The sequence below is a fragment of the Streptomyces sp. NBC_00490 genome (assembly GCF_036013645.1).
In the GTDB taxonomy this organism is placed as follows: domain Bacteria; phylum Actinomycetota; class Actinomycetes; order Streptomycetales; family Streptomycetaceae; genus Streptomyces; species Streptomyces canus_F.
In genome coordinates this window covers 1,333,117-1,358,462 of record NZ_CP107869.1, presented here as the reverse complement: position 1 = coordinate 1,358,462, position 25,346 = coordinate 1,333,117, and the positions used below count along the sequence as shown (strand labels likewise).

The 25,346-nt window shown below is 71.2% G+C and carries 25 protein-coding genes; 10 read left to right on the top strand and 15 right to left on the bottom strand.

The window, feature by feature from the left end:
• Positions 1-277 precede the first annotated feature (277 nt).
• Positions 278-2,005 carry a sensor histidine kinase gene (locus tag OG381_RS06095; RefSeq protein ID WP_327715072.1) on the top strand — a complete coding sequence of 576 codons (1,728 nt, stop codon included), beginning with the start codon at positions 278-280 and terminating at the stop codon, positions 2,003-2,005.
• Positions 2,006-2,093: 88 nt separating this feature from the next.
• Here OG381_RS06095 and OG381_RS06090 read toward each other — a convergent pair whose 3' ends face one another.
• From OG381_RS06090 to OG381_RS06080, 3 genes are all read right to left on the bottom strand, one after another.
• Positions 2,094-3,122 carry an LLM class flavin-dependent oxidoreductase gene (locus OG381_RS06090; protein ID WP_327715071.1) on the bottom strand — a complete coding sequence of 343 codons (1,029 nt, stop codon included), beginning with the start codon at positions 3,120-3,122 and terminating at the stop codon, positions 2,094-2,096.
• Positions 3,123-3,204: 82 nt separating this feature from the next.
• Entirely contained in the window at positions 3,205-4,707 is a 1,503-nt protein-coding gene (locus OG381_RS06085) for a metallophosphoesterase family protein (RefSeq protein ID WP_327715070.1), read from the bottom strand.
• Positions 4,708-4,810: 103 nt separating this feature from the next.
• Entirely contained in the window at positions 4,811-5,704 is an 894-nt protein-coding gene (locus tag OG381_RS06080; protein ID WP_327715069.1) for an MHYT domain-containing protein, read from the bottom strand.
• A 243-nt stretch (positions 5,705-5,947) separates the two neighbouring features.
• Between OG381_RS06080 and OG381_RS06075 the strand changes: the two genes are divergently transcribed.
• Positions 5,948-6,472, top strand: a complete 525-nt coding sequence (locus tag OG381_RS06075; protein ID WP_327715068.1) for an FABP family protein — start codon at positions 5,948-5,950, stop codon at positions 6,470-6,472.
• A gap of 215 nt (positions 6,473-6,687) precedes the next feature.
• The gene (locus OG381_RS06070; RefSeq protein WP_327722396.1) at positions 6,688-7,197 is read left to right on the top strand and encodes a GNAT family N-acetyltransferase; all 510 of its coding nucleotides are present in this window, start codon (positions 6,688-6,690) and stop codon (positions 7,195-7,197) included.
• Positions 7,198-7,293: 96 nt separating this feature from the next.
• On the opposite strand, the gene OG381_RS06065 is transcribed toward OG381_RS06070, so the two are convergent.
• The 4 genes from OG381_RS06065 to OG381_RS06050 form a co-directional block, all read right to left on the bottom strand.
• Entirely contained in the window at positions 7,294-8,073 is a 780-nt protein-coding gene (locus OG381_RS06065; RefSeq protein ID WP_327715067.1) for an SDR family NAD(P)-dependent oxidoreductase, read from the bottom strand.
• Positions 8,074-8,163: 90 nt separating this feature from the next.
• The gene (locus tag OG381_RS06060) at positions 8,164-9,363 is read right to left on the bottom strand and encodes a glycoside hydrolase family 64 protein (RefSeq protein ID WP_327715066.1); all 1,200 of its coding nucleotides are present in this window, start codon (positions 9,361-9,363) and stop codon (positions 8,164-8,166) included.
• Positions 9,364-9,576: 213 nt separating this feature from the next.
• The gene (locus tag OG381_RS06055; RefSeq protein ID WP_327715065.1) at positions 9,577-10,332 is read right to left on the bottom strand and encodes a dienelactone hydrolase family protein; all 756 of its coding nucleotides are present in this window, start codon (positions 10,330-10,332) and stop codon (positions 9,577-9,579) included.
• Between the two features lie 111 nt (positions 10,333-10,443).
• Positions 10,444-11,064, bottom strand: coding sequence for an L-threonylcarbamoyladenylate synthase (locus OG381_RS06050; RefSeq protein WP_327715064.1), 621 nt, complete (start codon positions 11,062-11,064; stop codon positions 10,444-10,446).
• Positions 11,065-11,224: 160 nt separating this feature from the next.
• On the opposite strand from OG381_RS06050, the gene OG381_RS06045 reads away from it, so the two are divergent.
• Complete coding sequence (locus OG381_RS06045; protein WP_443061877.1) at positions 11,225-12,733, top strand: helix-turn-helix domain-containing protein; 1,509 nt, start codon at positions 11,225-11,227, stop codon at positions 12,731-12,733.
• A gap of 121 nt (positions 12,734-12,854) precedes the next feature.
• On the opposite strand, the gene OG381_RS06040 is transcribed toward OG381_RS06045, so the two are convergent.
• From OG381_RS06040 to OG381_RS06015, 6 genes are read right to left on the bottom strand one after another with little or no spacing between them, the layout of a single operon-like run.
• On the bottom strand, positions 12,855-14,090 hold the full coding sequence (locus OG381_RS06040; RefSeq protein ID WP_327715062.1) for a cytochrome P450 family protein: 1,236 nt from the start codon (positions 14,088-14,090) through the stop codon (positions 12,855-12,857).
• Positions 14,087-15,325, bottom strand: coding sequence for a cytochrome P450 (locus OG381_RS06035; RefSeq protein WP_327715061.1), 1,239 nt, complete (start codon positions 15,323-15,325; stop codon positions 14,087-14,089). Before OG381_RS06035 ends, OG381_RS06040 begins: the two co-directional genes overlap by 4 nt.
• Positions 15,322-15,951 carry a GTP-binding protein gene (locus OG381_RS06030; protein ID WP_327715060.1) on the bottom strand — a complete coding sequence of 210 codons (630 nt, stop codon included), beginning with the start codon at positions 15,949-15,951 and terminating at the stop codon, positions 15,322-15,324. Before OG381_RS06030 ends, OG381_RS06035 begins: the two co-directional genes overlap by 4 nt.
• On the bottom strand, positions 15,923-16,273 hold the full coding sequence (locus OG381_RS06025; RefSeq protein ID WP_327715059.1) for a DUF742 domain-containing protein: 351 nt from the start codon (positions 16,271-16,273) through the stop codon (positions 15,923-15,925). Before OG381_RS06025 ends, OG381_RS06030 begins: the two co-directional genes overlap by 29 nt.
• Entirely contained in the window at positions 16,270-16,692 is a 423-nt protein-coding gene (locus OG381_RS06020) for a roadblock/LC7 domain-containing protein (protein WP_307034908.1), read from the bottom strand. Before OG381_RS06020 ends, OG381_RS06025 begins: the two co-directional genes overlap by 4 nt.
• Entirely contained in the window at positions 16,689-18,026 is a 1,338-nt protein-coding gene (locus OG381_RS06015; RefSeq protein ID WP_327715058.1) for an ATP-binding protein, read from the bottom strand. The genes OG381_RS06020 and OG381_RS06015 overlap by 4 nt, the downstream gene beginning before the upstream one ends.
• Positions 18,027-18,359: 333 nt before the next feature.
• Between OG381_RS06015 and OG381_RS06010 the strand changes: the two genes are divergently transcribed.
• From OG381_RS06010 to OG381_RS05990, 5 genes are all read left to right on the top strand, one after another.
• Positions 18,360-19,709: a transaminase gene (locus OG381_RS06010; protein ID WP_327715057.1), complete on the top strand. Its 1,350-nt coding sequence runs from the start codon at positions 18,360-18,362 to the stop codon at positions 19,707-19,709.
• 20 nt (positions 19,710-19,729) lie between these two features.
• A complete protein-coding gene (locus OG381_RS06005) occupies positions 19,730-20,170 on the top strand; it encodes an Lrp/AsnC family transcriptional regulator (protein WP_327722395.1) in 441 nt (146 codons plus the stop codon).
• A gap of 62 nt (positions 20,171-20,232) precedes the next feature.
• Complete coding sequence (locus OG381_RS06000; RefSeq protein WP_327715056.1) at positions 20,233-20,469, top strand: hypothetical protein; 237 nt, start codon at positions 20,233-20,235, stop codon at positions 20,467-20,469.
• 102 nt (positions 20,470-20,571) lie between these two features.
• Positions 20,572-21,492 carry an aminoglycoside phosphotransferase family protein gene (locus OG381_RS05995; protein ID WP_327722394.1) on the top strand — a complete coding sequence of 307 codons (921 nt, stop codon included), beginning with the start codon at positions 20,572-20,574 and terminating at the stop codon, positions 21,490-21,492.
• Positions 21,493-21,603: 111 nt separating this feature from the next.
• Positions 21,604-22,236: an SRPBCC domain-containing protein gene (locus tag OG381_RS05990; RefSeq protein ID WP_327715055.1), complete on the top strand. Its 633-nt coding sequence runs from the start codon at positions 21,604-21,606 to the stop codon at positions 22,234-22,236.
• An 88-nt stretch (positions 22,237-22,324) separates the two neighbouring features.
• On the opposite strand, the gene OG381_RS05985 is transcribed toward OG381_RS05990, so the two are convergent.
• On the bottom strand, positions 22,325-22,885 hold the full coding sequence (locus tag OG381_RS05985; RefSeq protein WP_327715054.1) for an AMIN-like domain-containing (lipo)protein: 561 nt from the start codon (positions 22,883-22,885) through the stop codon (positions 22,325-22,327).
• A gap of 247 nt (positions 22,886-23,132) precedes the next feature.
• Here OG381_RS05985 and OG381_RS05980 point away from each other — a divergent pair, with 247 nt between their 5' ends.
• The gene (locus OG381_RS05980; RefSeq protein ID WP_327715053.1) at positions 23,133-24,488 is read left to right on the top strand and encodes an endo-1,4-beta-xylanase; all 1,356 of its coding nucleotides are present in this window, start codon (positions 23,133-23,135) and stop codon (positions 24,486-24,488) included.
• Between the two features lie 69 nt (positions 24,489-24,557).
• On the opposite strand, the gene OG381_RS05975 is transcribed toward OG381_RS05980, so the two are convergent.
• Positions 24,558-25,220 carry a lipoprotein gene (locus OG381_RS05975; protein ID WP_327715052.1) on the bottom strand — a complete coding sequence of 221 codons (663 nt, stop codon included), beginning with the start codon at positions 25,218-25,220 and terminating at the stop codon, positions 24,558-24,560.
• Positions 25,221-25,346 lie beyond the last annotated feature (126 nt).

The following is a 25,346-nucleotide window of genomic DNA, read 5'->3' as shown; positions in this document are numbered from 1 at the left end:
CTGTATAGCAAGGGGAAATCCGGCATATCGGCCTCTTCGGGGTGGTGCGGGGAGGCGAGGGACCATCGGCACCGTGATCGGGGACGAAGGTCCCGGTTCCGCGCTCCCGGGCGGGGCCGACCGGTTCCCTTCCCAGGCCGCTCGGCCCACGGCGGGCGGCTTAGGGGCCGATGGCACCGCCCCCGTTCCCGTGCCGTGACGCATGAGGGGGGCCGATACCGTGAGCGGTACCGGAGCGGGCGGCGTCCGTGCGGCCAGGGGATCGGAGGAGACGCAGGTGGGAGGCTCCGAAGAGTCCCGGGAGGCCCGTGTACGGCTGCCGCAGCTGAGGCTGGACGAGCTGCTGGAGGAGCTGCAGGCCCGGATCGACGCGGCCCGCGGCACCCGCGACCGGGTGCACAGCCTGCTGGAAGCGGTGCTCTCCGTCGGCCGGGAGCTGGACCTGGAGCAGGCGCTGCACAGCATCGTCGAGGCCGCCGCGGTGCTGGTCGACGCGGAGTACGCCGCCCTGGGGGTGATCGGCCCGGACGGCAGGCGGCTGTCGGCCTTCCACACGGTCGGGGTCGCCGAGGAGCAGATCGCCCGGATCGGCCCCTTCCCGGAGGGACACGGCATCCTCGGGGAGCTGATCCGCCATCCCGAGCCACTGCGCCTGGCGAAGATCTCCGAACACGCGGCGTCCTATGGCTTCCCGCCCAACCACCCGCCGATGAACACCTTCCTCGGTGTTCCCATCCGGGTGCGCGACCAGGTCTTCGGCAATCTCTACCTCACCGAGAAACGGGGCGGGGCGCAGTTCGACGAGGAGGACGTCTCGGTGACGTCGACGCTGGCCGTGGCGGCCGGGGTCGCCATCGACAACGCCCGCCTGTACGAGGAGTCCCGGCTACGGGAGCGTTGGCTCCGGACGAACGCGGAGATCACCCACACGCTGATGTCCGGTGGCGAGCAGGGCGAGGTCCTGCGGCTGATCGCCGACCGGGCCCGCGAGATCACCGGCGCGGCACTGGCCGTGGTCGCGGTGCCGATGGCGGACACCGACTCCCTCGTGCTGGAACTCGCGGTCGGGACGGACGCGGACACACACCGGGGTCTGGTGGTGCCCGGCAAGGACAACCTCATCGGTGCGGCCTTCGCCGCCGGCACCCCGGTCACCAGCGGCGACGTGTCCCACGACGAACGGATGTCGACGGGGTCCGGCGGGTTCGCCGGGCTCGGCCCGGCCGTGGCGGTCCCCATCGGAACGGACCCCGGGGCTGTCCGGGGTGTGGTCCTGCTGGTCCGTGAGCGGGGCCGGGCGGTGTTCTCCGGCAAGGAGATCGAGCCGCTGAAGGGCTTCGCCGCGCAGGCGGCGGTCGCGATCGAGCTGGCGGAGCGGCGCGCGGACGCCGAGGAGGTCGCGGTGCTCCAGGACCGCGACCGCATCGCCCGTGACCTGCATGACCTGGCGATCCAGCGGCTGTTCGCCACGGGCATGACCCTGCAGAGCGTGGGCCGCTTCATCGATCACCCCGAGGCCTCCGAGCGCGTGGTGCGCGCGGTGGACGACCTCGACGAGACCATCAAGATCATCAGGTCGACGATCTTCGGCCTGCGGGCGCGCGGGGGTGTCGGCGGCGCCGGTCTGCGGGCACGTGCGGTGCGGATGGCGGGCGAGGCGGCGCCGGTGCTGGGCTTCGCGCCCAGCGTGCGCATGGAGGGGTTGCTGGACACCCGGGTGTCGCGCGAGATCGCCGACCATGTGGTGGCGGTGCTCTCCGAGGCGCTCACCAATATCGCCCGGCACGCGCGGGCCGGTCGCGCCGACGTCGTGCTCACGGAGGACTCCCGCCATGTGCGCCTCACCGTCTCCGACGACGGCGTCGGCATCCCGTCCGAGGGCCGTCGCAGCGGGTTGCGCAACATGGCGGAACGGGCCCAGCAGCTGGGCGGGGAGCTGGAGTTGAGCCGTTTGCCGGACGGCGGCACCGCGTTGGTGTGGTGGGTGCCGACGCCCGCGGAGTAGGGGATTCGGAAGAGGCGGACACGCACCGCCCGCGCGGCGCCCTGCCGCTGTCGGACCGGCCGGGCGCCGCCTTCTGGACGGGTCCGTGTCAGGCGGACGGTTGCCAGCCGAGCGCAGGTCCGAGCCGCGTGGCCATGTCCGTGAGGATCTGCACGTAGTCCTCGTGGTCGAAGGTGAACGGCAGCGCGAAGGCGACCTCGTCGACCTCGCGGAACGCGACGTGCGCGTGCAGCCGTTCGGCGATCTCGGCCGAGGTGCCGACGATGTCCGGCGCGAACATCAGACGGGCCGGGCCCTGCGGCGACGTCGTGCGAGGGGTGCGCTTCGCCGCGTACTCCTCGTACCGCGCCCGCTGTTCGGGTGTGGCCGAGTCGGTGGGGATGACGACCAGGCCCTGGGAGACGCGAGCGGCCTCGCCGTCGGGGTGGTGGTCACGGAACGCCCGGATGTGGGAGAGCTGGATCTGGGCGAAGTCCGTTGTCTCCTCCGGGGCTTCGGCCTTGACGACGCTGCTGGTCAGGAAGTTCATGCCGTGCTCACCGGCCCAGCGCGCCGAACTCAGGCTGCCGCCGCCGTACCAGAGGCGTCGGCCCAGGCCGGGGGAGTGCGGCTGCACCCGGTTGGAGAACACCTCGAAGCCCTCGACGCCGCTGAAGTCGGTCGCCGGCTTGCCGCGTACGAGGTCCAGCAGCCGCCGCACCCGCTCGTAGGAGAAGTCCTCGACGTCGGCGGTGTCCGGGTAGAGCGCACCCTTGACCTGGTCGTAGTGCATGGGCGGGCCCACGCTCACGCCCGGGTTGATCCGGCCGCCGGACAGGAGGTCGACCGTCGCCAGGTCCTCGGCCAGCCGCAGCGGGTTCTCCCAGCCGAGCGGGATGACCGCGGTGCCGAGTTCGATACGGCTCGTGCGCTGCGAGGCGGCCGCCATGACGGCGACCGGGGAGGAGATGCCGTACTGGAGGTGCCGGTGGCGCAGCCAGGCGCTGTCGAAGCCGAGCCGCTCGCCCAGCTCGATGATCTCCAGCGTGGACTCGTGGCCGCGGCGCGGATCCGCGTCGTCGAAGAGACCGATGGTCAAGAAGCCCAGCTTGCGCAACGGGCGAGAGGTGGGGGGCACCGGCTCCTCCAGGTGAGCACCGATCGACGTCGTACAGCTGGGGCAACTTGATCAGGGCCCGCGATGTTCCCCGCCGCCGCGATCAGATCAGCGGGATGGTGACCTCGTCCTCGACCGGCGGGTCCAGCTCCTGGCGGAGATTGCCCGTGGCCGCGTGGCAGCGCAGTCGGATCGTCTCCGGGGTGACGTCCAGGCGCAGGAAGCACTTGAAGAACGGCGGGCTGTAGGTCGCGGAGCTGGGGGAGAACAGCTGGGTGTAGATCTTGCGGACCGGGAGCCGGAACCGCGAGGTGCGGTCGGGGCGGCCGCCCGCGCCCAGCAGACTGGCGACCAGACGGGTGCGGAAGGTGACACGGGCGGGCCGGCCCGGGGAGCGGGTCAGGGGGATGCCCAGGCGCTCGGCGATCACGGCCGCCGCGTCGGCCTCGGTGAGGGTGAAGAAGCGGCGCAGCCGCATCCGGCGCCCGTACAGGGTGCTGTAGAAGGCGAGGGAGTCGCCGCGCAGCGGATAGCAGCGGAAGTCCTGCTCCGTGACGTTCGCGACGGAGACGCGCGGGATGGTGTGGGTGGCGTGCATGAAGGCACCGCCGCCTCCCGAGACGACGTACTGGATGGTGCGGCCGTCCACGTCGACGGGGTAGCGCTGGTAGTTGTGGATGTCGCCGCCTATCGCCGCGACGTAGTGGTGCTCAGGGTCGCGGACGATGTCGTCGACCGTGCCGCCCCCGTCGATGGGGCACGGGTGGTGCTCGCCGTCCACGTACAGGGGCGAGCCGGTGATGAGGATCTTCGGGCGCGGGCCCTGGGACACCTCGCGGAGCCACGCGCCCTGCTCGGCGTCGATCGTCCCCAGCAGTCCGGTGTCGATGCCTATGATCCGCACCGGTCCGGCGTCGATCGCCCAGTACGGGCCGGGCTGGTCCGCCTGTTGCCCGCTCGCGGAACGCAACCGCCGTGCCTGGTCCAGGCGTTGTCCGTCGTGCGTGTTCGGCCGGTGCCAGAGCAGGGAGCGCAGCCAGGCCCGGCTGAGGGGGCGTGGCCCGGGCTCGGGGGTGAGGGCCGGGGTGTCGGCGCAGAAGACGCGCATGAACGCGCCGAGGTCCTCGTACCAGTCGTGGTTGCCCGGTATCGCGTATATGGGCGCCGGATAGTCCCGGTACGGGCGGAAGAACTTCGTGTCGTAGTCGTCGGCGCTGCCCACCGGGTAGATCACGTCACTGGCGACGACGGAGAAACGGGTGTCCTGACTGACCTTCAGGAAGCCGGGAACGACGGCGTACTGGGGCGCGTCGCCCTCTCCGGTGTCGCCGATCACCATGAAGGAGAACCGGTCCGGGTCGTCCCGCCGGATCACCTTGTCCGCGGGCGCTCCGGCCGCCGCCCGCTGGGCCACCCAACGGCTGCGGGTACGGCCGGTGGGGTCCCCGAACCAGGAGGCCAGCACGCCGTTGCGGGCCGCCCACAGGGTCCGCGGGTCGAGCCACGAGAGCTTCTCGACCTTGGGCGGCATCAGCCGCTCGTACGCGCCGGGTTCTGCGGCGCCCCAGCCGGCGCCCTCGGCGGTATCGCGTGATGAGTCAGACACCGGTGCACCGTAACAATGGGCCGGCGGAGGCCGAGCAGGGGGAGGGCCGTCCTGTCGCACGTGAACGCCGCGGGGGTGAGGGGCTGTTGGCGGGTGGTGCCGGTCACCAGTCGCCGGTGCGGTGCGATGCCTCGTACGGGTGCTGCCGGGCGTGCGGGCGGGCCGCGGGCGGGTCGAAGGCCGACCTGTGCTGTGGTGCGGCCGGTTCCTCGGCGGGCGGCTCGGCGGGGCGTCGGCGGGAGGTGGGGCGGTTCCCGTTGCTGTCGCCCATGACGAGCAGGGGGTCGAACATCACGACCACGCCGGCGAGTACGAGGAAGATGACCGGTCCCAGCAGCATCGGCAGGAGCAGCGAGGAGGTCGATTCGCCGTCCCAGGTGCCGCCGGTCGTGCCGTGCACATGGACGCTGACCGCGGCCATCGCCGTGTAGTGCATACCGGACACGGCCACGCCCATGATGAGACTGGCCCCGAGGCTCGTCATGAACCCCCGGATGGTGACGGCGGCCCACAGTGCCGCGCTGGCGGCGACGATGGCGATCAGGATGGACAGGGCGACCGTCAACACGTCGTAGTTGACCGCGCCGTTGAGCCGCATCGCGTACATGCCCAGGTAGTGCATCGCGGCCACGCCGAGTCCGGTGACCGTGCCCGCCAGCGCCAGGTTGGCGGTGCCGGCGCCGCGGTAACCGACGATGAACACACCGATGCCGACCACGATGACCGCCACGGCGAGGCTGAGGAGGGTCAGACCCACGTCGTAGCGGATCCTCGTCTCCTCGACCTGGAAGCCGATCATGGCGATGAAGTGCATCGTCCAGATACCGCAACCGATCGACGCGGCGCCCAGCGCCAGCCAACCGGGTTTCCACGACTGGTCGTTGAGCAGGGACCGGACGATGCAGCGCAGTCCGAGCGCCCCTCCCAGACAGGCCATGAGATAGGCCGCCACCGGCGTCACGACGCCATAGCGAAACCCGTCAACCGTGCCTTCCATAAGCCAACTCCCCCCAGAGTCACGGCTGCTGATGGAGCAGGTCTACGGGTAAAAGCCGGGTAAAGCAAGCACTTACCGTCAGTAACCGATGAACTCTGAACTATCACAGGTTCACTTTGGTCACTCACGGACGAGATCCGGCCACGGACGAATCGGCCGACGTGGGTGGGCGCGTGGGGCCGGGACAGCTGGGCGGGCGGCCTAGGCTCTCACCCGGCACCGGCACGAACCTCAGGAGCGCACATGGACATCCCCTACCCCGACGGCAGCGGCCCCGATGCGGCGCCCGTTCCGCACGCGCTGCTCGCACCCGTGCTCGGCTTCCTGGGGACGTGGCACGGGCGGGGCGAGGGCGGGTATCCCACGCTCGCCGGGGACTTCAGGTATGCGCAGGAGGTCACCTTCAGTCACGACGGGCGTCCCTTCCTCCGCTACGAGGCCAGGGCCTGGCTGCTCGACGGCGACGGGGCGCCCCTGCGGCCGGCGGCCCGGGAGAGCGGCTGGTGGCGACTTCAGCCCGACGGCAGGGTGGAGGCGCTGATCACCCAGCCGACCGGCATCGCGGAGATCGCGGTCGGGCAGGCGGCGGACGGCGCCGTCGACCTCTCCACCCACGACGTGGCCCTCACCCCCACTGCCAAGGACGTCACCGCCACCCGCCGCCGCTACACCCTGACCGACGACACGCTCACCTTCGTCCACGACCTCGCGGCGGTCGGCCGGCCCTTGCAGCACCATCTCTCCGCGACCCTGCACCGCAAGCGGTAGGCTCGCCCGCGTTCGTGTGTGCCCGAGTCGAGGAATGCGGGGAGGCGAGGTCGATGACCGCGCTCAAGGCCACTGCCGCGCGCAGCGCCCGGACCTTCCTCACGTCCCGGGCGACGGTCTGACCTCCACCGGAGCTGCCTCGCCGGGAGCGTGAGCTCGCGAGGTGTCACCCACACGAACACCACCATGAAACGGATCCCCATCCCGTCATGAGCATGCGCATCGACTGGATCACGCGCGCCGAGACCGGCGCCGACGTCCCCGCCATCCGCGAGATCGACCTGGCGGCCTTCGACACCCCGCTGGAGGCCGATCTCGTCGAGGCCCTCCGCACCGACAGCGCCTGGATCGACGGCCTGTCCCTCGTCGTCACCGACCAGCACGGCACAGTCGTCGGCCACGCGCTGATGACCCGCTGCCACATCGACGACACCCCGGCCCTGTGCCTGGGCCCCGTCGCCGTACTGCCCGAGTACCAGAACACCGGTGCCGGGTCGGCGGCCATCCGGGCCGCGCTCGATGCGGCCGGGATGAGGGGCGAGCGCTTCGTCACCGTCCTCGGACACCCGCCGTACTATCCACGCTTCGGCTTCACGCGGGCCTCGGCGCACGGCATCCGCATCACCCTCGACGTCCCGGACGAGGCCATGATGGCCCTCGCCCTCGACGTGGCACACCCGCTGCCCAGCGGCACGGTCCGCTACGCGGCACCCTTCGGTATCTGAGCAGTACCGGCGAGGTCCGGTGCGGCCCCGCGCCCCGTACGGGTCGCGGGGCCGCGTTCACGTGCGGCCACCGCCGCGTGGGCCGCCGTACGCGGCTCAGTGCACCGACAGCCCGCCGTCGACGAAGAGCGCCTGCCCCGTGACGTACGCGGAGGCACCGCTCGCCAGGAACACCGCCGCCCCCGCGAAGTCCTCGGCCAGACCGTTGCGCCCGACCATCGTGCGCGCGGCCAGCTCCGCCGCCTTCTCGGGGTCGGACGCCAGCCGCGCGTTGAGCGGCGTCATCACGAAACCCGGCACGAGCGTGTTGCAGGTGACGCCGTACGGCGACCACGCCTCGGCCTGTGAACGGGCCAGCGACTCCAGCGCCCCCTTGGAGACCCCGTAGGCGCCGCTCTGCACGAACGCCCGGTGCGCCTGCTGCGAGGTGACGTGGATGATCCGCCCGAAACCCCGCTCGGCCATGCCGGGCCCGAACCGCTGACCCAGCAGGAACGGCGCCTCCAGGTTCAGCGCCATCGTGGTGTCCCACACGTCCTCACCCAGCTCACCCATCGGCGGCCGCAGATTGATCCCGGCGCTGTTGACGAGGATGTCGGGCTCCCCGTACACCTCCGCCGCCCGCTCCGCCGCCTCCCGCACCCCGCCGCGGGTGCCGAGATCGCCGCTCACCCATCCCGCCCGGCACCCCTCCGCGGTCAACTCGTCGACCGTGGCGGCCAGTTCCGCCTCCTTGCGCGCCACGACCACGACACCCGCCCCGGCGCGAGCGAGCGCCCCGGCGATCGCCCGGCCGATACCGGAACTGCCCCCGGTCACCACGGCGACCCGGCCTTCCAGGGAGAACACTTCGGAGAGATACGTCTGCGAGCCCATGCCTCGCACCCTAGACGCAGGCCCGGTGGGGACCGAGGTCACCACCGGGCTGATGGGGGTCGACTGCGCCTGCTTCAGGCTCTTCAGGAGTCAGCTCAACGGGTCGAGCGTGAGGTACGCCTGTTGCGGGTTCCCGTCGTGCACGAGGGACTCGTGGTTGCCCACGTCGTCGAAGGCGAACGCGTAGGCCTTGCCGTCGGCCATCCGGTCGTGGATGACGCGCGCGTAGTGGTTGGTGACCGCGTCCTGGTAGAAGGCTGCCGAGGAGGTGTCCGGCTGGTTGGGGTTGGTCAGGAGCGTGGAGCGGTTGAACCCCGCGCAGAGCGTGCGGGAGATCGGTCCGCGGACCTGGTCGTTCGGGGCGTCCAGGAGCTTGTGGCAGCCGAAGACGCTGGACGCGTCCGGCTTCTGGAAGCTGGTGACGGTCGCACCGGAGGAGTTGGTGAAGTTCATGACGCCACCGGAGACCCGGCCGAAGTACTTGGTGTTCGGCTGGTCGGTGAAGGGGGTCACCGTGAGCGTCGTGGTGGCGTACTTCTGCCAGACGCGGTTGATGTAGTCGTCCAGGACGGAGGCGGGCAGCGCTCCGGTCTCCAGGCCGTAGGCGGGGGAGAGCGCGCGCAGCACCGTGCCGTCGGGGCGGGTCTGGATCAGGCCCGCCCAGCCGCCCGACTGGGCGCGCAGGCGGCTGAACACCTCGTTGTAGCCACCGGACTTGAGGTGCCCCGTGTTGATCGTGGTGCCGTCGGCGCGCTGGACGCCCACCGCGTAGGGAGCGGAGAACATGTCGACCTGGGTGCTGTTGAGCCACAGACCCGAGTCGTTGAGCGTGTACTCCGACCAGTTGAAGAGGATGTTGCGGTTCGGATCGCTCGGATTCTGCACGGCCGGCTGCACCAGGCCGCCGGTGGTCAGCCGGAAGTCGAGCTTCTGGCCGTAGGAGAAGTAGACGCGGCCCGAGAACTTGGGCATCCGGATCGTCTTGGACTGCCCGGCGGCCGGGCCGGGGATGGAGGCGTCCGGCGCGGGCGTGGGCGGGTTGCCGCCCGCGGGCCAGGCGTGGAACGTGCCGTTCGCGTCGGCCCAGCCCTGCTGCCCCGTCGCGAGGTTGGTGCCGAGGTTGTAGACGTAGACGGCGTCGCTCCGGCCGGAGTTGTTGGTCAGCTTCAGGGGGATCGTGGCCGGCACCGCGCTGCTCGCGGGCTGCGACGCTCCGAGCGCGAGCAGCCCGCCGAGCAGGGTGGCGGTCGCGGCCGTGGCGAGGAGTTGGTGCCTGAGGCGTCCGAGCACTCTCCACCTCCATGTGGGGGGATATGGATGGGGGGATTGGTCCGTACCAGTTCTGAGAGCGCTCTCAGGGTTGCGCCGCGTCGCGGGCATGTCAATGACAACGACAGAACTCGGGTGTCCGTGAAGAACACGGAAGGGAGGAGGGAAGGGAACACGGAAGGACGGCACTCAGGGTTTGCCTGCCGTGCCGCCCTCCGGTCCGGAACGCGTGCTTCAGAAGGTGCGCTTCAACAGGTCCAGCAGCGCCGCCCAGTGCCGCTCGTCGCCCTCGCGGTGGTACGCGGCGGTGTCGGCCTGCGTGAAGCCGTGGTGCGCGCCCGGGTAGACCTCGCAGCGGTGCCGTACGCCCGCCTTGGTGAGCGTGTCCTCCAGGAGCTGGATCTGCTCCGGCGGCAGCGAGGGGTCCTCGTCGGCGTGGCCGAAGTACAGCTCCGCGGTGATGTGTTCGGCCACCAGGTGCGGGCTGTCCGGGGCGTCGGTCGCCAGCCGCCCGCCGTGGAAACCGGCCGCGGCCGCGACCCGGTCCGGATACGTGCCCGCGGTGAGCAGGGAGAGCCGGGCGCCCATGCAGTACCCGGTCAGCGCGACCGGGCCGTCGGCCACGAACGGACTCTCGGCCAGCCATCCCAGGTAGGCACCGGCGTCGCGCATCGCGAGCTCGGGCGTCAGGGACTGCATGACCGGGCCGATGCTGTCCCACAGGTCGGGCCGGCTGTCGGTGTCGATAAACTCGGGCAGCTCGAAGACCGGGGAGCGTCCGTGACGGTAGAAGACATTGGGGACGAGCACCGTGTAACCGGCCCCGGCGAGCCGGTCGGCCATCGACGTCAGGTGCGGGCGCAGGCCGAAGGCGTCCTGGTAGAGCAGGACGCCCGGGTGAGGGAGCCCGTCACCGGGATGGACGAGGTAGGCGTCGGCGACGCCGTCCTCGGTGCGGATGTCGACGGATGTTCCCTGGACGGAGGTCATGGGGGCTGCCTCTCTGCGCAGTGGACGGCGAGCAGGTCGCCGGCCCGGGAAGGTGGGGCCGCCGATATGGTTTCACCCGCCATCCAACTGCCTCGCGGCACCCCCTCGGCCCTATTCGAACCGGGTCGTGTCGCCCGCCCCGTGCCGGATGATCTCCGCCTCGCCGTTCGAGAAGTCGATGACTGTCGTCGGCTCGGTCCCGCACTCGCCGGAGTCGACGACCGCGTCCAGCACATGGTCGAGCCGGTCCTTGATCTCCCAGCCCTGGGTCATCGGCTCCTCCTCGTCGGGCAGCAGCAGCGTGCTGGACAGCAGCGGCTCCCCCAGCTCGGTGAGCAGGGCGTGCGTGACGACGTGGTCGGGGATGCGCACACCGACCGTCTTCTTCTTGGGGTGCTGGAGCATGCGCGGCACCTCCCTCGTCGCCGGGAGGATGAAGGTGTAACTGCCCGGCGTCGAGGCCTTGATCGCGCGGAACACGTCGTTGTCGACCCGTACGAACTGGCCGAGCTGCGCGAAGTCCTGGCAGACGAGGGTGAAGTGGTGCCGGTCGTCCAGCTTGCGGATCGTCCGGATCCGGTCGATGCCGTCACGGCTGCCCAGTTTGCAGCCGAGCGCGTAGCAGGAGTCCGTCGGATACGCGATGAGCGCCCCGCTGCGGATGCTGTCGGCGACCTGGGAGATGGTGCGCGGCTGGGGGTTGTCGGGGTGCACGTCGAAGTACTTCGCCATCCGCCGAGCTTATGCCGTCCGGGGGCGGCGGCGACGCAGGCCCGGGCCCCGGGGCCGCTCGGCCCTCCTTGTCCACAGCGGGAAGACCCCTGGCCATAGGTGAGGTAACGTCCCGGACGACTGTGCCGAGGTCGATGCGAGGGACGAGGGGACGGGTGTCGTGGCTGGCGGGGAGGGCGGTCGGGTGAAGGGCACCGGCGCGTCGTGGGCGGAGGAACTGCTCGACCATCTGCGGCCCACCGGACGGGACGTCCGCCGGGTCGTCGCCTGGCTCGCCGACAGCGTGGACGGGACGGCCGCCCTTCAGGACGCCGACGGCGTCCTGCTCGCCGGAACCCCTGTCCCGCTCGACGAGGACCTGGTCGCCGAGATCGTCGCCGGCCGGATCGCCTCCGCCGCCTGGGAGGGCGAGGGACGCCACCAGCGTCTGGTCGCAGTGGAGCAGCCGCACTCCGCGACGGCGGGCGTACTGGCCGTGTCCCGGCCCGCGCCCTTCGACCGGCGGGCCGCCGACACGCTGACGCACACCGCCCAGGTCGTCGAACTCCTGCTCAGAGCACGCGAGACGACCGCCGCCGGACACCGGCTGGCACGGGCCACCGCCGACCTGCGGCTGGCGATCCTGCAGCTGCTGATGGTGGAGGACATCGTCTCCGCGCGCCGCGTCGCCGCGGGCCTGTGGCCCGGGCTGCTCGACACGGACTCCGCGTGCGTCTACGTCGTGGAAGGCACCGTCGAGGAACGCGACCGGCTGGCCGAGGAGTGCGTGGCCGCCACCGAGGAGCAGGCCCTGGTCGTACGCTGCCCGGCCGTGGACCGGCATGTGATCGTCGTGGCCCCCGACGAGACCGCCGCCCGGGAGCTGCGCTCGGTGGTCGAAGGCCGCCCCGACACCTTCATCGGCGGCAGCTCCCGGCAGACCCTGGCCCGGACCGCCACCGCCTACGGACAGGCCGTCAGCGCCCTCGCCGTCGCGCACTTCCGCCCCGACAACGCCGCCGTCTACGCCGAACGCACCCACCCGGAACGCCTCATGGACCCGGCGCTCCTGCACGGCTGGACCGCGGACCTGCTGCGCCCGCTCGACGTACTGGCCCACCACACCCACGGCGAACTCCTCGCCACCACCCGGCTCGGCCTGGAGTTCACCGCCGTGAGCGCGGCCAAGGTCCTGGGCGTCAGCCGCAACACCGTGCGCGCCCGCATGGAGCGGGTGGAGGGCCTGCTCGGCACGGACTTCTCCGACCTCACCGTCCGCGCCCTGGTCCACCTGGCACTGAACACCCAGGCAGGCATGGAACAGGCACCCGCCAGGGAGCGGTCCGGGCCCGTTCCGCTCGCGGACGTGCTGTCCGGCCCCGCCCTGCGCACCTGGGCCCAGGACCTGCTGGGCCGCCTCGACCCGGACGCCCGCGATCTGCGCCGCACCCTGCGCACCTGGATCGCCGTGGGCGGGAACTCCGAGCGGACCGCCCAGACACTCGGTGTCCACGCGCAGACCGTGCGCGAACACGTCCGCAGCGCGGAGCCCGTCCTGGAACGGCAACTGCTGGCCGCCGGCAGCGACCTCTACGAGGTCGTCCTGGCCCATCTGGCGACAGGAGAGCTGGAACCGCCCCGGCTGGCCGCAGAGAAAACGCGCCATTCGGACTCATCTGTGCACAGGTGAGCCCTCCGCGCCGTACAACGGGCACCGGTGCGGTTCACAACGGCACTGTTGTTCACGTAAGTTCGACGGGCCGCAGGGGCACGACCGGAACGGGGGACCGGTCCTGCCCCTGTTCGCCGTGTCAGCCGTGCGGCCGCACCGGTACCTCCTGCCAGCCGAACGCGATGAACGACGGCACCTGCCGCAGCTCCTCCTCCCCGACCGCGAGGCGCAGGTCGGGGAAGCGGTCGAAGAGGGCGGGCAGCGCCGTCAGGGCCTCCGCCCGGGCCAGCGGAGCGCCGATGCACCGGTGCACGCCGATCCCGAACGCCAGATGATCGTCCGCCCCGCGCGCGGCGTCGAAGGTGTGCGCGTCCGGTCCGTAGTGGGCGGGGTCGAGCCCGGCGGCGGCGAAGGTGGTGATGATGGCGTCGCCGGCCGGGACGGTGACCCCGCCGACCTCGAGGTCGCTGACCGCGAACCGCAGCGGCAGCGAGGCGATGGAGGGCTGGAGCCGCAGCGTCTCGTCGACGACGGCGTCCCAGCCGACCCGCCCGGACCGCACCGCCTCCAGCTGCCCGGGATCCCGTAGCAGGGCGACGATGGCGTTGCCGATGAGGTTGACGGTCGTCTCGAAGCCGGCGCCGATGACCAGCAGCAGCGTGTACAGCAGTTCCTCGTCGCTGAGCCGGTCGCCGACCTCGTCCCGCACCCGGATCAGCTCGGTCGTCAGGTCGTCGCCGGGGTGTGCGCTGCGGTGGGCGATGAGCGCGGGCAGCACCGTGCCGATCTGCTGCTGCACGGACGCCGCGTGCTCCGGGGTCGGGTCGGAGGTGTCCATGATGGCCGCTATCATCCGCGCGGTGTCGGCCACCAACTCGTCGGGGACTCCGAAGAGTTCGCAGATGATCCGCATGGGCAGCGCATGGGCGAGGGCCGCCCGCAGGTCGACCACCTCGGCGTCGTCCGCCGCCACCGCGTCGAGCAGTTCCGCCGTGATCGCCTCCACCCGGGGCCGCATCGTCTCGGTGCGCCGGTGGGTGAAGCTCGGCGCCACCAGCTTGCGCAGCCGCGTGTGGTCGGCGCCGTAGGTGGAGAGCATGTTGACCACGCCGATCCAGCCCAGGACCCAGCCCCACGAGGGGTGTTCGCCGAGCTCGGGCCAGAGCCGCCAGTGCAGTCGCGGATCCTTGCTGACCCGCGGGTCGAGGATCAGTTCCTTGAGGGTGTCGTAGCCCGTGGGCGCCCAGGCGGGGATGCCGCCGGGCAGTTCGACGGGGACGATCGGGCCGAAGGCGCGCAGCCGGGCGCATTCGGCCGTGATGTCGGAACCGAACGGGTCGATGACAAAGCGGTCGATGCGGTCGGTCACGGTCACGACGGATCTCCTGGCTGGTCGGGGGAGCGAGGGCTGAACCTGACGGGCAGCGCCGTCAGCGAACGGTGGAACGGGCCCGGCCGCCAGGCGAGTCGCTCTCGTGGCAGCACGGGTGCGAGGTCGGGCAGCCACTGGGTCAGCCGCTCGATCGCCTCGGTGGCGATGAGCAGGGTGTGCTGCTTGACCGGGCAGGCGTGCGGGCCCGCCGACCAGGACAGGTGGGAGGCGTCCTTGGGGTGGCGGCCCTCGACGACCTCCTGCTCGGCGACGTACGCGAGCGCCCCGTACGACACCACGACCGGCACCGCGGCTCTGATCCACGTGCCATGGAAGGTCGTAGGCCGGCGGGCGTAGTGGACGCCGTAGTTGGCGAGCGGGGTCTCGTGGTGCAGTACTTCGACCACGGCGTCCATCACCGGGCGGGCGCCGCTGGTGAGGGTGGAGTAGTAGGCCGGGTTGCCGAGGATGCGGGACAGCGCGTTGGACACCAGGTTCGCGGTCGGTTCGTGACCGGCCCCGAGGGTGAGGAACACCTGCCAGGTGACCTCCTCCGGGGTGAGCCCCGCCGGGTGGTCCAGGAGGCGGCTCGGCAGGTCGTCGCCGCGCCGCTCGGCCTTGGCGGCGATCAACTCCAGTACGTAGCCGCCGAACTCGGCCTCGCCCGCGGCCGCCTGGGCGCCGCCCTCCATCATCTTGCCGAGCGCCTGGTTGAGCCGCTCGCTCTGGCTGTCGGGCAGCCCGAAGAGGCTGTTGAAGACCAGCGCCATCAGCGGCCGGGCGAACTCGCCCACCAGGTCCGCCTCGCCCTTCGGCCCGATCCGGCTCACCAGCAGATGCACCGCCCGGTGCACGCGGGCCCGCAGGTCGTGCGGCTCGACCAGGTCGAAGGTGTCGATCAGGGTGGTGCGGTAGCGGGCATGGGCGGCGCCGTCCGCGAACAGGGAGTTGGGCCGCCAGCGCATCATGCCGAGCACGGGGGAGTCGTCGGCGACCGTCGACTCCCACGGCCGCGGGTCGTGCGAGAAGGTCTCCGTGTCGTGCAGCAGTTCCAGGGCAGCCAACCGGTCGGTAACGACGTACGCCGGCACGCCCGGCGCCAACTCCGCCCAGCCGACCGGGCCCTGGGCCCGCAGGTCGTCGTAGTAGCGGTACGGGTCGAGGGCGAATCCGTCCTCCCACAGCCGCACGGGGGCGGAGCGGGAGAAGTCCTGCCGGGCAGGGGGGTAGGGGGTCACCGGCTCTCCGAGGGGTGGCGGTCGATGAGGTGCTGGACCAGCGTGAGCAGTGCGTCGATCGAGGAGTTCGCGTCCCGCGCGTCACAGGTGACCATCGGTGTGTCCGGCTCCAGGTCCAGGGCGGCACGCAGCTGTTCCTCGGTGTGGTGGCTCGGCGCGTCCGGAAAGGCGTTGAAGGCGACCGTGTACGGCAGCCCGCTCTCCTCCACCAGGCCGAGCACGTCGAAGGAGGCGTCGATGCGACGGCTGTCGACCAGGACGAGGGCGCCCAGCGCGCCGTAGGCGATGTCGTCCCACAAGGACCGGAACCGTTCCTGTCCGGGCGTGCCGAACAGGTACAGGACGACCCCGCCCGCCAGGCTGATCCGCCCGAAGTCGATGGCGACGGTGGTCGTCGACTTGTCCCGCACCCCCTCCAGGTCGTCCACCTGCGCGGAGGCCTCGGTGAGCTGTTCCTCGGTGTGCAGGGGCACGATCTCGGACACCGAGTCGATCAGGGTCGTCTTGCCCACCCCGAAGGGGCCCGTGACCAGGATCTTCACCAGATCGCGGGCGGTGTCCGGCAGATGGACGCGGCCGGGTGTGCCGGGGGCGCTGCTAGCTGTGCTTGAGGGCGCGGAGGCCATCGGCCACTCTCTTCAGCAGGTCGGGGTCGAACCGTTCGGCGGGCGGGACCGGGGCGCGGGACTCCACCAGGTCCCGGTCGAGGAGGGCGCCGGCCAGGACACGGACGGCGGAGACCGGGAGCCGGAGCAGGGCCGCGGCCTCCACCACCGTCAGCGAGCCCTCCTCCAGGGCGTCCCGGAGGGCCAGTTCGGCGGCCGGGAGACCGACCGGCGCCGGTCGGCCGGTGGCGGTGAGGACCGACAGCCGTTCCAGGTGCGGGCGGCTGGGGCGCGCGGTGCCGCCGGTGGACAGATACGCCGGGACCAGGGGGCGGCCGGTCATGCCGGAGCGCCGTCGTCGCTCCCTCGGGGTGCGGTGGCCATCGCCTTCTCGCCCAGCCGTGCCACCTGCGAGTGCACGCGGTGCGCGAGCAGGTCCAGACGCACCTCGCCGCTTCCGTACGCGGCCACACAGGTGCCGTGGTCGGTAGGCACGATGAGGACGTACCCGTGGTCCGACTCGATGACGACCTGCCGGATCTCGGCCCGGTCCCGGTCGGCGAACGCGGCCGCGGCGGTCCGGCACGCCCCCTGCACGGTGCTGGTGATCGCGGCCACCCGCTCGGCCGACGGCCGCGACAGCGCGTCCGTGTACCCCGTGACCAGGCCGTCCCGGGTGAGCAGGACGGCGGCCACGACATGCGGCACCTCGAGGATCGGTTCCAGTACCCATGCCGTGTCGCCTGCGTCGCGGCTGGTCATCGAGCCGGTCCTCCCTCGTGGTCGGTCTCGTTCGTCGGTACGTCGGTGGCGGCACCGTCCGCGCGGGCGGCGGCGGTGCCGGACTGCAGGGCGCCGAGCGCGGCGGCGGCGTCCTCGGGACTGCGTGCCGGGTACTCGGCCGCGGATGCCTTCGGAGCGGTGGTGCGGGTACGGCGGCGGCGCTGCGGCAGTCCGTCGTGGTGCCCGGTGAAGGCGGCGGGGTCGTCGGTGCCGTAGCCGTGGGACGCCTCCGTCGTGGCCTTGCGCGTCGAGCGCGGCGTGCTGACCGCCGGCGGCTGCTCGACGGGGTCGATACGGCTGAGGAGGTGGCTCTCGACTCTCAGCACCGCGCGGACACCGCCGTACGGGGACGGCGAGGAGAGGTCGACGCCGAGGTCGAACTGCCGGGTGAGCTGGCCGATCGCGGCGAGGCCCATACGGGGCGGATCACCGAGACTCGTGAGGAGGATCGGCTCGGTACCGGCCACCGTCCGCTGGGCGTGGGCCCGTTCGTCCTGGGTCATGCCCACGCCCGCGTCGTCGACGGTGACGCAGACGCCGTGATGGACGTGCTCCAGGTTGACCACGACGTCGGTGTCGGGCGCGGAGTGGCGCAGCGCGTTGTCGAGGAGCTCGGCGACGATGATGGCGACCGGCTCGACGGCGTGGGAGACCAGGGCGGTGCCCGTCTCCAGATGGTTGTGGACCTTCACCCGGTGGTAGCCCGCGAGCCGCGACTGTCCGCCGGTCACCGCGTCCACCAGGTGGGACTCCTCGCGGGCGAGCCCCACCCAGGCCCCGCACACCACGGCGGCGACCTGCGCCCGCCGCAGCGACTGCTCGTTCTCGTGGTCCAGCTGGAAGAGGGTCTGCGCCAACTCCGGGTCGTCGTAGCGCTGTTGCAGCTGACGCAGGGCGTCCTGCAAGCGGTAGAGGGCTGCCTGGATCTCCCGGGTGGCGCCGCGCATCCCGGCCTGCGCGGCCGCGTCGATACGGGTGCGCTGTGCGGAGAGTTCGGCACGCAGTCCCAGCAGCACGCCTTCCAGGGCGATGCCCAGGGGCGTTCCCGCGGTGTGCGGGTGGAGCGGGCCCGGGACCGTCATGTGCGGGTGGGCGAGCTGCCGGGCGGCGGCGGGTACGCGCTGTGCCGTCAGGTGCTCGACCTCGGCCGTCAACGTGTGCAGCGTGGCGTCGAGTCGGGAGCGCAGGGCGTCCGTCTCGGTGCGCTGCCGGGTCAGTTGGCGCCGTGAGCGCAGCAGACCGCCGCCGAGGGCGAGCGCGGACAGTGTGCCGACGGCGAGACCGCCGACAGCCAGGTCCGGTAATTCGATCATCGAATCGGTTTCCAGGGGAAGTCGGGCAGGGGTGTGTCCGAGTGCCGGTGGCCAGGCGCTCGCAGCACAGTACACACCGTCGCCGACCCCTCTCGCACGGTTGATCGAGACTTCGCTCCGAAATCGAACGCTCTCTGTTCACTTCTGCGTCGACTGTCTGAAATGCCGTGTAGGGAAGGCGAGTTGGCGCTTCCCTCGGACTCGGATCAGCCGCGCGGCAGGATCACCGCACGTGCCCCATAGGGGCGATTGATTCGATTGCCTTGACGCTCGAATCGATCGTCGTAGAGTGATGTCACCCCGTTTTCTTTCGTACGCACGCTCGGAGAACCCATGGACCGCACCCGTCTCCAGCACCTCCTCGCCCGTGAGAGGGCGCAGGCCCAGCGCCGCTGTCCGCGCTCCGAGGAGGCGTACGCGCGCGCCGGGCATCTTTTCGGGCGGGTGCCGATGACCTGGATGAACAAGACCGCCGGGTCCTTTCCCCGCTACCTCGACACCGCCCGGGGCGCCCGGGTCACCGACATCGACGGACACGAGTACATCGACTTCTGCCTCGGCGACACGGGGGCGATGGCCGGACACTCGCCCGCACCGGTGGCCGAGGCGGTCCAGCGCCGGTTCGCCGAGCAGGGCGGCGCCACGGCGATGCTGCCGACCGAGGACGCCGAGTGGGTCGGCGCGGAACTCACCCGCCGCTTCGGACTCGCCCGCTGGAGCTTCTCGCTGACGGCGACCGACGCCAACCGGTGGGCCATCCGCCTCGCCCGTGCCGTCACCGGCCGCCCGAAGATCCTGGTGAACAGCTACAGCTACCACGGCAGCGTCGACGAGTCCCTGATCGTCGTCGGCCCCGACGGCCACGGCGTGGCCCGCCCCGGCAACGTGGGCGCCCCCTGCGATGTCACCCTCACCAGCCGGGTCGCCGAGTTCAACGACCTGGAGCAGCTGGAGCGCGAACTGGCCCACGGCGACGTGGCCGCCGTCCTCATGGAACCGGCGCTCACCAACATCGGCATCGTGCTGCCCGAACCGGGCTATCTGGACGGCGTCCGGGCGCTGACCCGGCAGCACGGCACCCTGCTCATCAACGACGAGACCCACACCCTCTCCGCCGGACCCGGCGGCTGCACGGCGGCCTGGGACCTGGAGCCCGACCTGCTGACCGTCGGCAAGGCGATCGGCGGCGGCATCCCGGCCGGCGCGTACGGACTGTCCGCCGAGCTCGCGGACCGGCTCCTCGGCCGCGACGACCTCGACCTCGTCGACATGGGCGGCGTCGGCGGCACCCTGGCGGGCAACGCCCTCTCGGTCGCGGCGATGCGCGCCACGCTCGAACACGTCCTGACGGACGAGGCGTTCGGCCGGATGGCGAAGCTGTCCGAGCGGTTCGAGGCCGGCGTGCAGGCGGGCATCGACGCCCACGCCCTGCCCTGGTCGGTGAGCAGGCTCGGCGCCCGCACCGAATACCGCTTCGCCTCCCCGGCACCCCGCACCGGCACCGAGTCCGAGGCGGCCGGTGACGCCGAGCTGGAGGACTTCCTGCACGTCCACCTCGCCAACCGTGGCATCCTCCTGACGCCCTTCCACAACATGGCGCTGATGTGCCCGGACACCACCGAGGCGGACGTGGACACCCACACCGAGGTCTTCGCCGCCGCCCTGGCCGAACTGGCCGGATGACAGACCCCGAAAGGAAGCACGTGGACGAGATCGACCGGGCCATCCTGCGCGAGCTCCAGAGCGACGGCCGCATCGCCTACGCCGATCTCGGCCCCAAGGTCGGCCTGTCCGCCTCGGCCGCACGGCAGCGCCTGCAACGGCTCCTGGACTCCAAGGCGGTTCAGGTCGTCGGTGTCACCGACCCGATGGCCATGGGCGGCCAGGCGATGGCCCTGCTCGGCATCGGCGTGGACGGCGACCCGCGGACCGTCGCCGACGCACTCGCCCGGCGTGACGAGGTCGTCTACTCGGTGCTGACCTCCGGCGGCTTCGACCTGTTCGTCGAGGTGGTCGCCCCGGGCCCCCGGGACCTGCTGGACTTCGTCAACGACGTCGTCCGCAACGTCGAGGGGGTCCAAGAGGTCCGCTCGTTCCCGTACTTCGGCATCCACACGCACCGGTTCCTGTGGGATGTCGGCTGATTGACCCGCGTGGGACGGGTACTCGGACGGCACCGCAACGACAACCGCTGGAGGAGGCCTGTATGACCAGCAGCACGGAGACCGGCGGCGTGACCGGTACGCCGGACAAGGACTACAACCTCATCTGGTACGTGGAGGCGTGTCTGAACAACGCGCTGCGCCTCGAGTCGTACATCCAGGACGCCGAACGGAACAAGGACACCCAGGTCGCGGACCTGTTCCGCAAGGCGCAGGCGGACAGCCGCAAGGGTGCCGAACTCGGCAAGGAACTGCTGCGCGCGCGCCTGAGCGGCGGCTGACCGCAGGTTCGTGAGGGCGCTCGGCCGGGGGTGTCCGGCCGGGCGTCCCGCATGTCCAAAACCGTTTGCCCCGCCGCCACCGCCCGGCCTACGGTCGCGATCATGCTGCCCGTGGTGGAGACCGACGAAGAGTGGGACGCGATCGTCGGGGACGAGAAGCTGATGCGGGCCGGCGCGCAGGACCTCTGCACCCGACTCGGACTCGGCGACGAGCCCCTGACCCGCTTCCCGGACGGCTCTCAACCGGTCTACGCGGTGGGCGAGGACCGGGTCCTCAAGCTCTTCCCCACCTCCGCCGCCCGGGACGGCATCGCCGAAGGCCGTGTCCTGTCCCATCTGCACGGGCTGCTCCCCGTACCGACGCCCGGGGTGGACGACTTCGGGCCGTACGAGAACGGCTGGCAGTACGTCCTGATGTCCCGGCTGCGCGGTGAGAACCTCGCCCGGGCCTGGGAGCGCATCCCGCGGCCCGACCGGGAACGCCTCGTCACCGAGATCGGCGAAACCCTCGCCGTACTCCACTCGCTCGACCCGGCCCCGCTCGAGGACGTCCTCGGGCCCGGCGACTGGGGGGCCTTCCTCGACCGGCAGCGCGCGAACGCCGTGGCGCGGCAGCGCGGCCACGGTCTGCCGGACAGCTGGCTGGAGCAGATCCCCGGCTTCCTCGCCTCGGTCGAGCTGCCGCGCACCCCCCGTCGCTCGCTGCTGCACACCGAGGTCATGCAGCAGCACTTCCTCGTCGACCCGGACGGCTGGCGCCTGACCGGCCTCTTCGACTTCGAGCCCGCCATGATCGGGGACGCCGCCTACGACTTCGTCGGCGTGGGTCTGTTCGTCACCCGAGGAGACCCCCACCTGCTCGCCCGGCTCACCGCGGCGTACGGCAGCGGTGTCGACCCGTCCCACGCTCTCGCCTACACACTGCTGCACGTGTACAGCAACCTGCCCTGGTATCTGCGGGAGTTGGAGGGCCCCGCCGAAGGGACCCTGTCCGGGCTCGCCCGCGCCTGGTTCGGCGCTTGACCCGCGGGGCCTCCCGGCCGGGATCAGGCGATCCCGTCCCCTTTGTGCGAGCGTTGCCCCAGGTACGCCGTCCGGGCCGAGGCATCGCGCCGAGAGAGGAAGTGAGCGGGGATGAGCGAGATCGTCGACCAGATCGACCGTGCACACCGGGAGGTCGGCACCCGCAAGGTCGAGGCGGAGGAGGCTCACGCGGTGCTGCTGCGGCGCACCTATGACGCGGAGCTCGCCGACGTCTGGGGCGCGGTGACCTCCCCCGAGCGGATCGGGCGGTGGTTCCTGCCGGTCACCGGGGAGTTCCGGCTCGGCGGGCGCTATCAGCTGGAGGGCCATGCCGGGGGCGAGATCCTTGAGTGCGTGGAGCCTGAGCGACTGCGGGTGAGCTGGTTGTACGGGCCTGACCCGGGCTTCAGCGAGGTCGAGCTGCGGCTCGCGCCGGACGGCGAGGGGCGGACGGTGTTCGAGGTGGAGCACGTGGCCGTGGTGCCGGAGGACTTCTGGAACCAGTTCGGACCGGGCGCGGTCGGTATCGGCTGGGACAGCATCGCCCTCGGCCTCGGCATGCACCTCGCCGGTCGCGGGATGAGCCGGGAGGAGTCCGAGGCCTGGCAGGGCACGGCCGAGGCCAAGGAGTTCTTCAAGCGGTCCGGCGAGGAGTGGGGCGCCGCCTACGCCGCCTCGGGTGCCGATCCGGAGACGGTGGCGGCCACGACGGCCGCGACGGTCAAGGCCTACACGGGGGGATAGCGGCGGCGGGGCTCACACGGGGCGGATGTACGCCGCGTCGCCCGGGTCGGTCCCGTCGCCGTGTGGCGGGGCCGACCCGGCACAGGGGTCAGGACTTGGCGCTCCATGAATGGGCCACGTCCACCACGACCCTGTCGTCCACCCGCAGGACCCGGAACGGGAGCCGGGCACGGACGCCGAGGCCGAACTGTGTGTCTCCCTCGAAGCTGCCGGCGTACCGGGTGTCCCTGAAGGTGCGGTACCCGTCGAGGTCGACGCCCGGCAGGGGGCGTGCCACCCGTCCGGGATAGGTCGGGGCGCCGGTGTCGACGTCGTAGGCGGGCGCGGCCACCCGTACCTCGAGGACGGCGCCGCCGCCGACGGGTATCAGCCGGCCCGATCCGTCCTGCCGCAGTTTGTCGACGTACCGGACGGAATAGCCGAGGTGGGCCTTCGCCGCGCCCGGAACGTCCACGACCAGACGGTCGTAGCAGGCGTGACTGCCGGTCCGTGCGTTCGTCACCGATTCCGATGTGCTGACCGCCTGCTGCTTGGCGACGCTGCCCCAGCCGGTGGGGCAGGTGGTGGCGGCCTGCGCGGGTACCGCGGCCACGCCGAGCGTCGCGCCCATCAGAGCGACGGTGGCCCATGTGGTTCTGCTGCGTCTCATGATGTCCCCCGCGGAGTTCAGGTGCCGGATATCTGATGAGACAACACGGTTGAAGAAAAGGTTGCACCTTGTCCTGATGTAAATTTCCGAAACATTCGGTGCAGCGATCGAATGTTTGGTGGGGCCTGGGAGTCTTCGGTTCCTTGCCGAGAGCTGATGCGCGATCTGTTGACGGTGTGGTGTGCCGCTCATATGGTCTCGGCGCACTTCCGGAATATGACCGAAACTTTCGAACGAACGGAGCGAGATGGTTACCCGCAGATCCATTCTCCTGCCCCGCAAGGCACTGGTTCTCAGCATGGCGAGCCTGCTCGCGGCAGCAGGCGTCACCGCCCTGTCGGGAACCGCCGACGCCGCGAGCACCCTCGGCACCGCCGCGGCCGAGAAGGGCCGCTACTTCGGGGCCGCGGTCGCCGCGAACCACCTGGGCGAATCCGCGTACGTCTCCACACTCGACACCGAATTCACCTCGGTCACCCCCGAGAACGAGATGAAATGGGACGCGGTCGAGAGCACCCGCAACGCGTTCACCTACACGTCAGCCGACCAGATCGTCAGCCACGCACAGAGCAAGGGAATGAAGGTCCGCGGCCACACGCTGGTGTGGCACTCCCAGCTGCCCGGCTGGGTCTCCGGCCTCGCCGCCGCCGACCTCCGGACGGCGATGAACAACCACATCACCCAGGTCATGACCCACTACAAGGGCAAGATCCACTCCTGGGACGTGGTCAACGAGGCCTTCCAGGACGGCAGCAGCGGCGCCCGCCGCAGCTCACCCTTCCAGGACAAGCTCGGCAACGGCTTCATCGAGGAGGCCTTCCGCACGGCCCGCGCCGCGGACCCGGCGGCCAAGCTCTGCTACAACGACTACAACACCGACGGCGTCAACGCGAAGAGCACCGCCGTGTACACCATGGTCAAGGACTTCAAGGCACGCGGAGTGCCCATCGACTGTGTGGGCTTCCAGTCCCACTTCAACAGCGCCTCCCCGGTGCCCTCCGACTACCAGGCCAATCTGCAGCGCTTCGCCGACCTCGGCGTCGACGTGCAGATCACCGAGCTGGACATCGAAGGCTCCGGCACGGCCCAGGCCACCAGCTACACCAACGTCGTCAAGGCCTGCCTGGCCGTATCCCGCTGCACCGGCATCACGGTGTGGGGCGTCACCGACAAGTACTCCTGGCGCGCCGACGGCACACCGCTGCTCTTCGACGGCAACTACGCCAAGAAGGCCGCCTACACGGCCACACTGACAGCCCTCGGCGGCACCGGCTCGGGCGGCGGCGGTGGCGGTACGGCCGCCTGCACCGTCTCCTACAGCAAGCAGGAGGAGTGGAGCGACCGCTTCAACGGCAAGGTGACCGTCACCGCGGGCAGCGCCGCGATCACCACCTGGACCACGACCGTCACCCTGACGTCCCCGCAGAAGGTCTCCTCGACCTGGAACGGCACGCCCACCTGGGACAGCAGCGGCAACGTGATGACCATGAAGCCGAACGGCAACGGCAGCCTGGCGGCCGGCGCGTCGACGAGCTTCGGCTTCACGGTCATGAAGAACGGGAGCACCGCGGCGCCCGTCCTCGGATCCTGTACGGCGTCCTGACCCTGGAGTGATGCCGTCGTTCCGGCGCGGCGGACCGGTCCGCCGCGCCGGAACCACTCGGACCGGCTGTCAGACCTTCTGGAGGGTCTTCTTCGCCAGTTCGAACGCCGGGGCCATCTTCTCGTGCTCCTCGGTGTCCATACCGCCGAGGTGCACGACGACGGGGCCGTCCGGGGTGGCGACGGCGAAGGCGCTCTCCTTCTTCGTCTCGTCCAGGAGCTCGCTCGTGACGACGTACTCCACCTCGACACCGGCCAGGCCGCCCGACGTGAAGGAGGTGTACTTCGCCTTGCGCGCGCCGTCCTCCGCCGCGACGAACTCCTTCAGCACGGTGCGCGCGTCGTCGTCGCCGGGCTCACCGGTCCAGATCCGCAGGAAGCCGACGTAGCCGGCCGGCTTGGCGTCGACCTCGCACGCGGCGGCGACCGGACCCTGGCGGAAGAGGGAGTCGAGGACCTCCTCGGAGATCTCGTCCTCGAGGTCGCCGGAATCGGTCGGGGAAGCCGTGTCCTCGGCGGCCGCGGAGTCGATGGCCTCCGCCTCCCAGTCCTTGGCGAGGTCGAAACTCACGGGCAGCTCGCACGCCGAACCGGCCGCCCCGATGCTGTCGCCGCTCTCGGCGACCTGGCCGGCGCTCGCCGACGCACTCGCGGACGTCTTCGCGTCCTTCTTGTCGTCGGCGCCCTCGGAACAGCCCGCCAACACCCCCGCCAGCAAGGCCACGTAAGCCATCCGACGCCCTGCATTCCCCGCCCTGACCAGCACTTCGATGTCTCCCCTCGCTACAGGGCGCACACATTAGCGGAGGCCACCGACAGGCCGTACCCGGGAGGTGGCCTCGCCGACCCGGCACCGGGG

Excerpts from the sequence above, each read along its gene's own strand:
- OG381_RS05975 (WP_327715052.1), bottom strand. The coding sequence starts at position 25,220 with ATGGCTTACGTGGCCTTGCTGGCGGGGGTGTTGGCGGGCTGTTCCGAG.
- OG381_RS05980 (WP_327715053.1), top strand. The coding sequence starts at position 23,133 with ATGGTTACCCGCAGATCCATTCTCCTGCCCCGCAAGGCACTGGTTCTC.
- OG381_RS06055 (WP_327715065.1), bottom strand. The coding sequence starts at position 10,332 with ATGACCTCCGTCCAGGGAACATCCGTCGACATCCGCACCGAGGACGGC.
- OG381_RS06075 (WP_327715068.1), top strand. The coding sequence starts at position 5,948 with ATGGACATCCCCTACCCCGACGGCAGCGGCCCCGATGCGGCGCCCGTT.
- OG381_RS06025 (WP_327715059.1), bottom strand. The coding sequence starts at position 16,273 with ATGACCGGCCGCCCCCTGGTCCCGGCGTATCTGTCCACCGGCGGCACC.
- OG381_RS06020 (WP_307034908.1), bottom strand. The coding sequence starts at position 16,692 with ATGACCAGCCGCGACGCAGGCGACACGGCATGGGTACTGGAACCGATC.
- OG381_RS05990 (WP_327715055.1), top strand. The coding sequence starts at position 21,604 with ATGAGCGAGATCGTCGACCAGATCGACCGTGCACACCGGGAGGTCGGC.
- OG381_RS06070 (WP_327722396.1), top strand. The coding sequence starts at position 6,688 with ATGCGCATCGACTGGATCACGCGCGCCGAGACCGGCGCCGACGTCCCC.
- OG381_RS06010 (WP_327715057.1), top strand. The coding sequence starts at position 18,360 with ATGGACCGCACCCGTCTCCAGCACCTCCTCGCCCGTGAGAGGGCGCAG.
- OG381_RS05995 (WP_327722394.1), top strand. The coding sequence starts at position 20,572 with ATGCTGCCCGTGGTGGAGACCGACGAAGAGTGGGACGCGATCGTCGGG.
- OG381_RS06015 (WP_327715058.1), bottom strand. The coding sequence starts at position 18,026 with ATGATCGAATTACCGGACCTGGCTGTCGGCGGTCTCGCCGTCGGCACA.
- OG381_RS06080 (WP_327715069.1), bottom strand. The coding sequence starts at position 5,704 with ATGGAAGGCACGGTTGACGGGTTTCGCTATGGCGTCGTGACGCCGGTG.
- OG381_RS05985 (WP_327715054.1), bottom strand. The coding sequence starts at position 22,885 with ATGAGACGCAGCAGAACCACATGGGCCACCGTCGCTCTGATGGGCGCG.
- OG381_RS06050 (WP_327715064.1), bottom strand. The coding sequence starts at position 11,064 with ATGGCGAAGTACTTCGACGTGCACCCCGACAACCCCCAGCCGCGCACC.
- OG381_RS06065 (WP_327715067.1), bottom strand. The coding sequence starts at position 8,073 with ATGGGCTCGCAGACGTATCTCTCCGAAGTGTTCTCCCTGGAAGGCCGG.
- OG381_RS06000 (WP_327715056.1), top strand. The coding sequence starts at position 20,233 with ATGACCAGCAGCACGGAGACCGGCGGCGTGACCGGTACGCCGGACAAG.
- OG381_RS06030 (WP_327715060.1), bottom strand. The coding sequence starts at position 15,951 with ATGGCCTCCGCGCCCTCAAGCACAGCTAGCAGCGCCCCCGGCACACCC.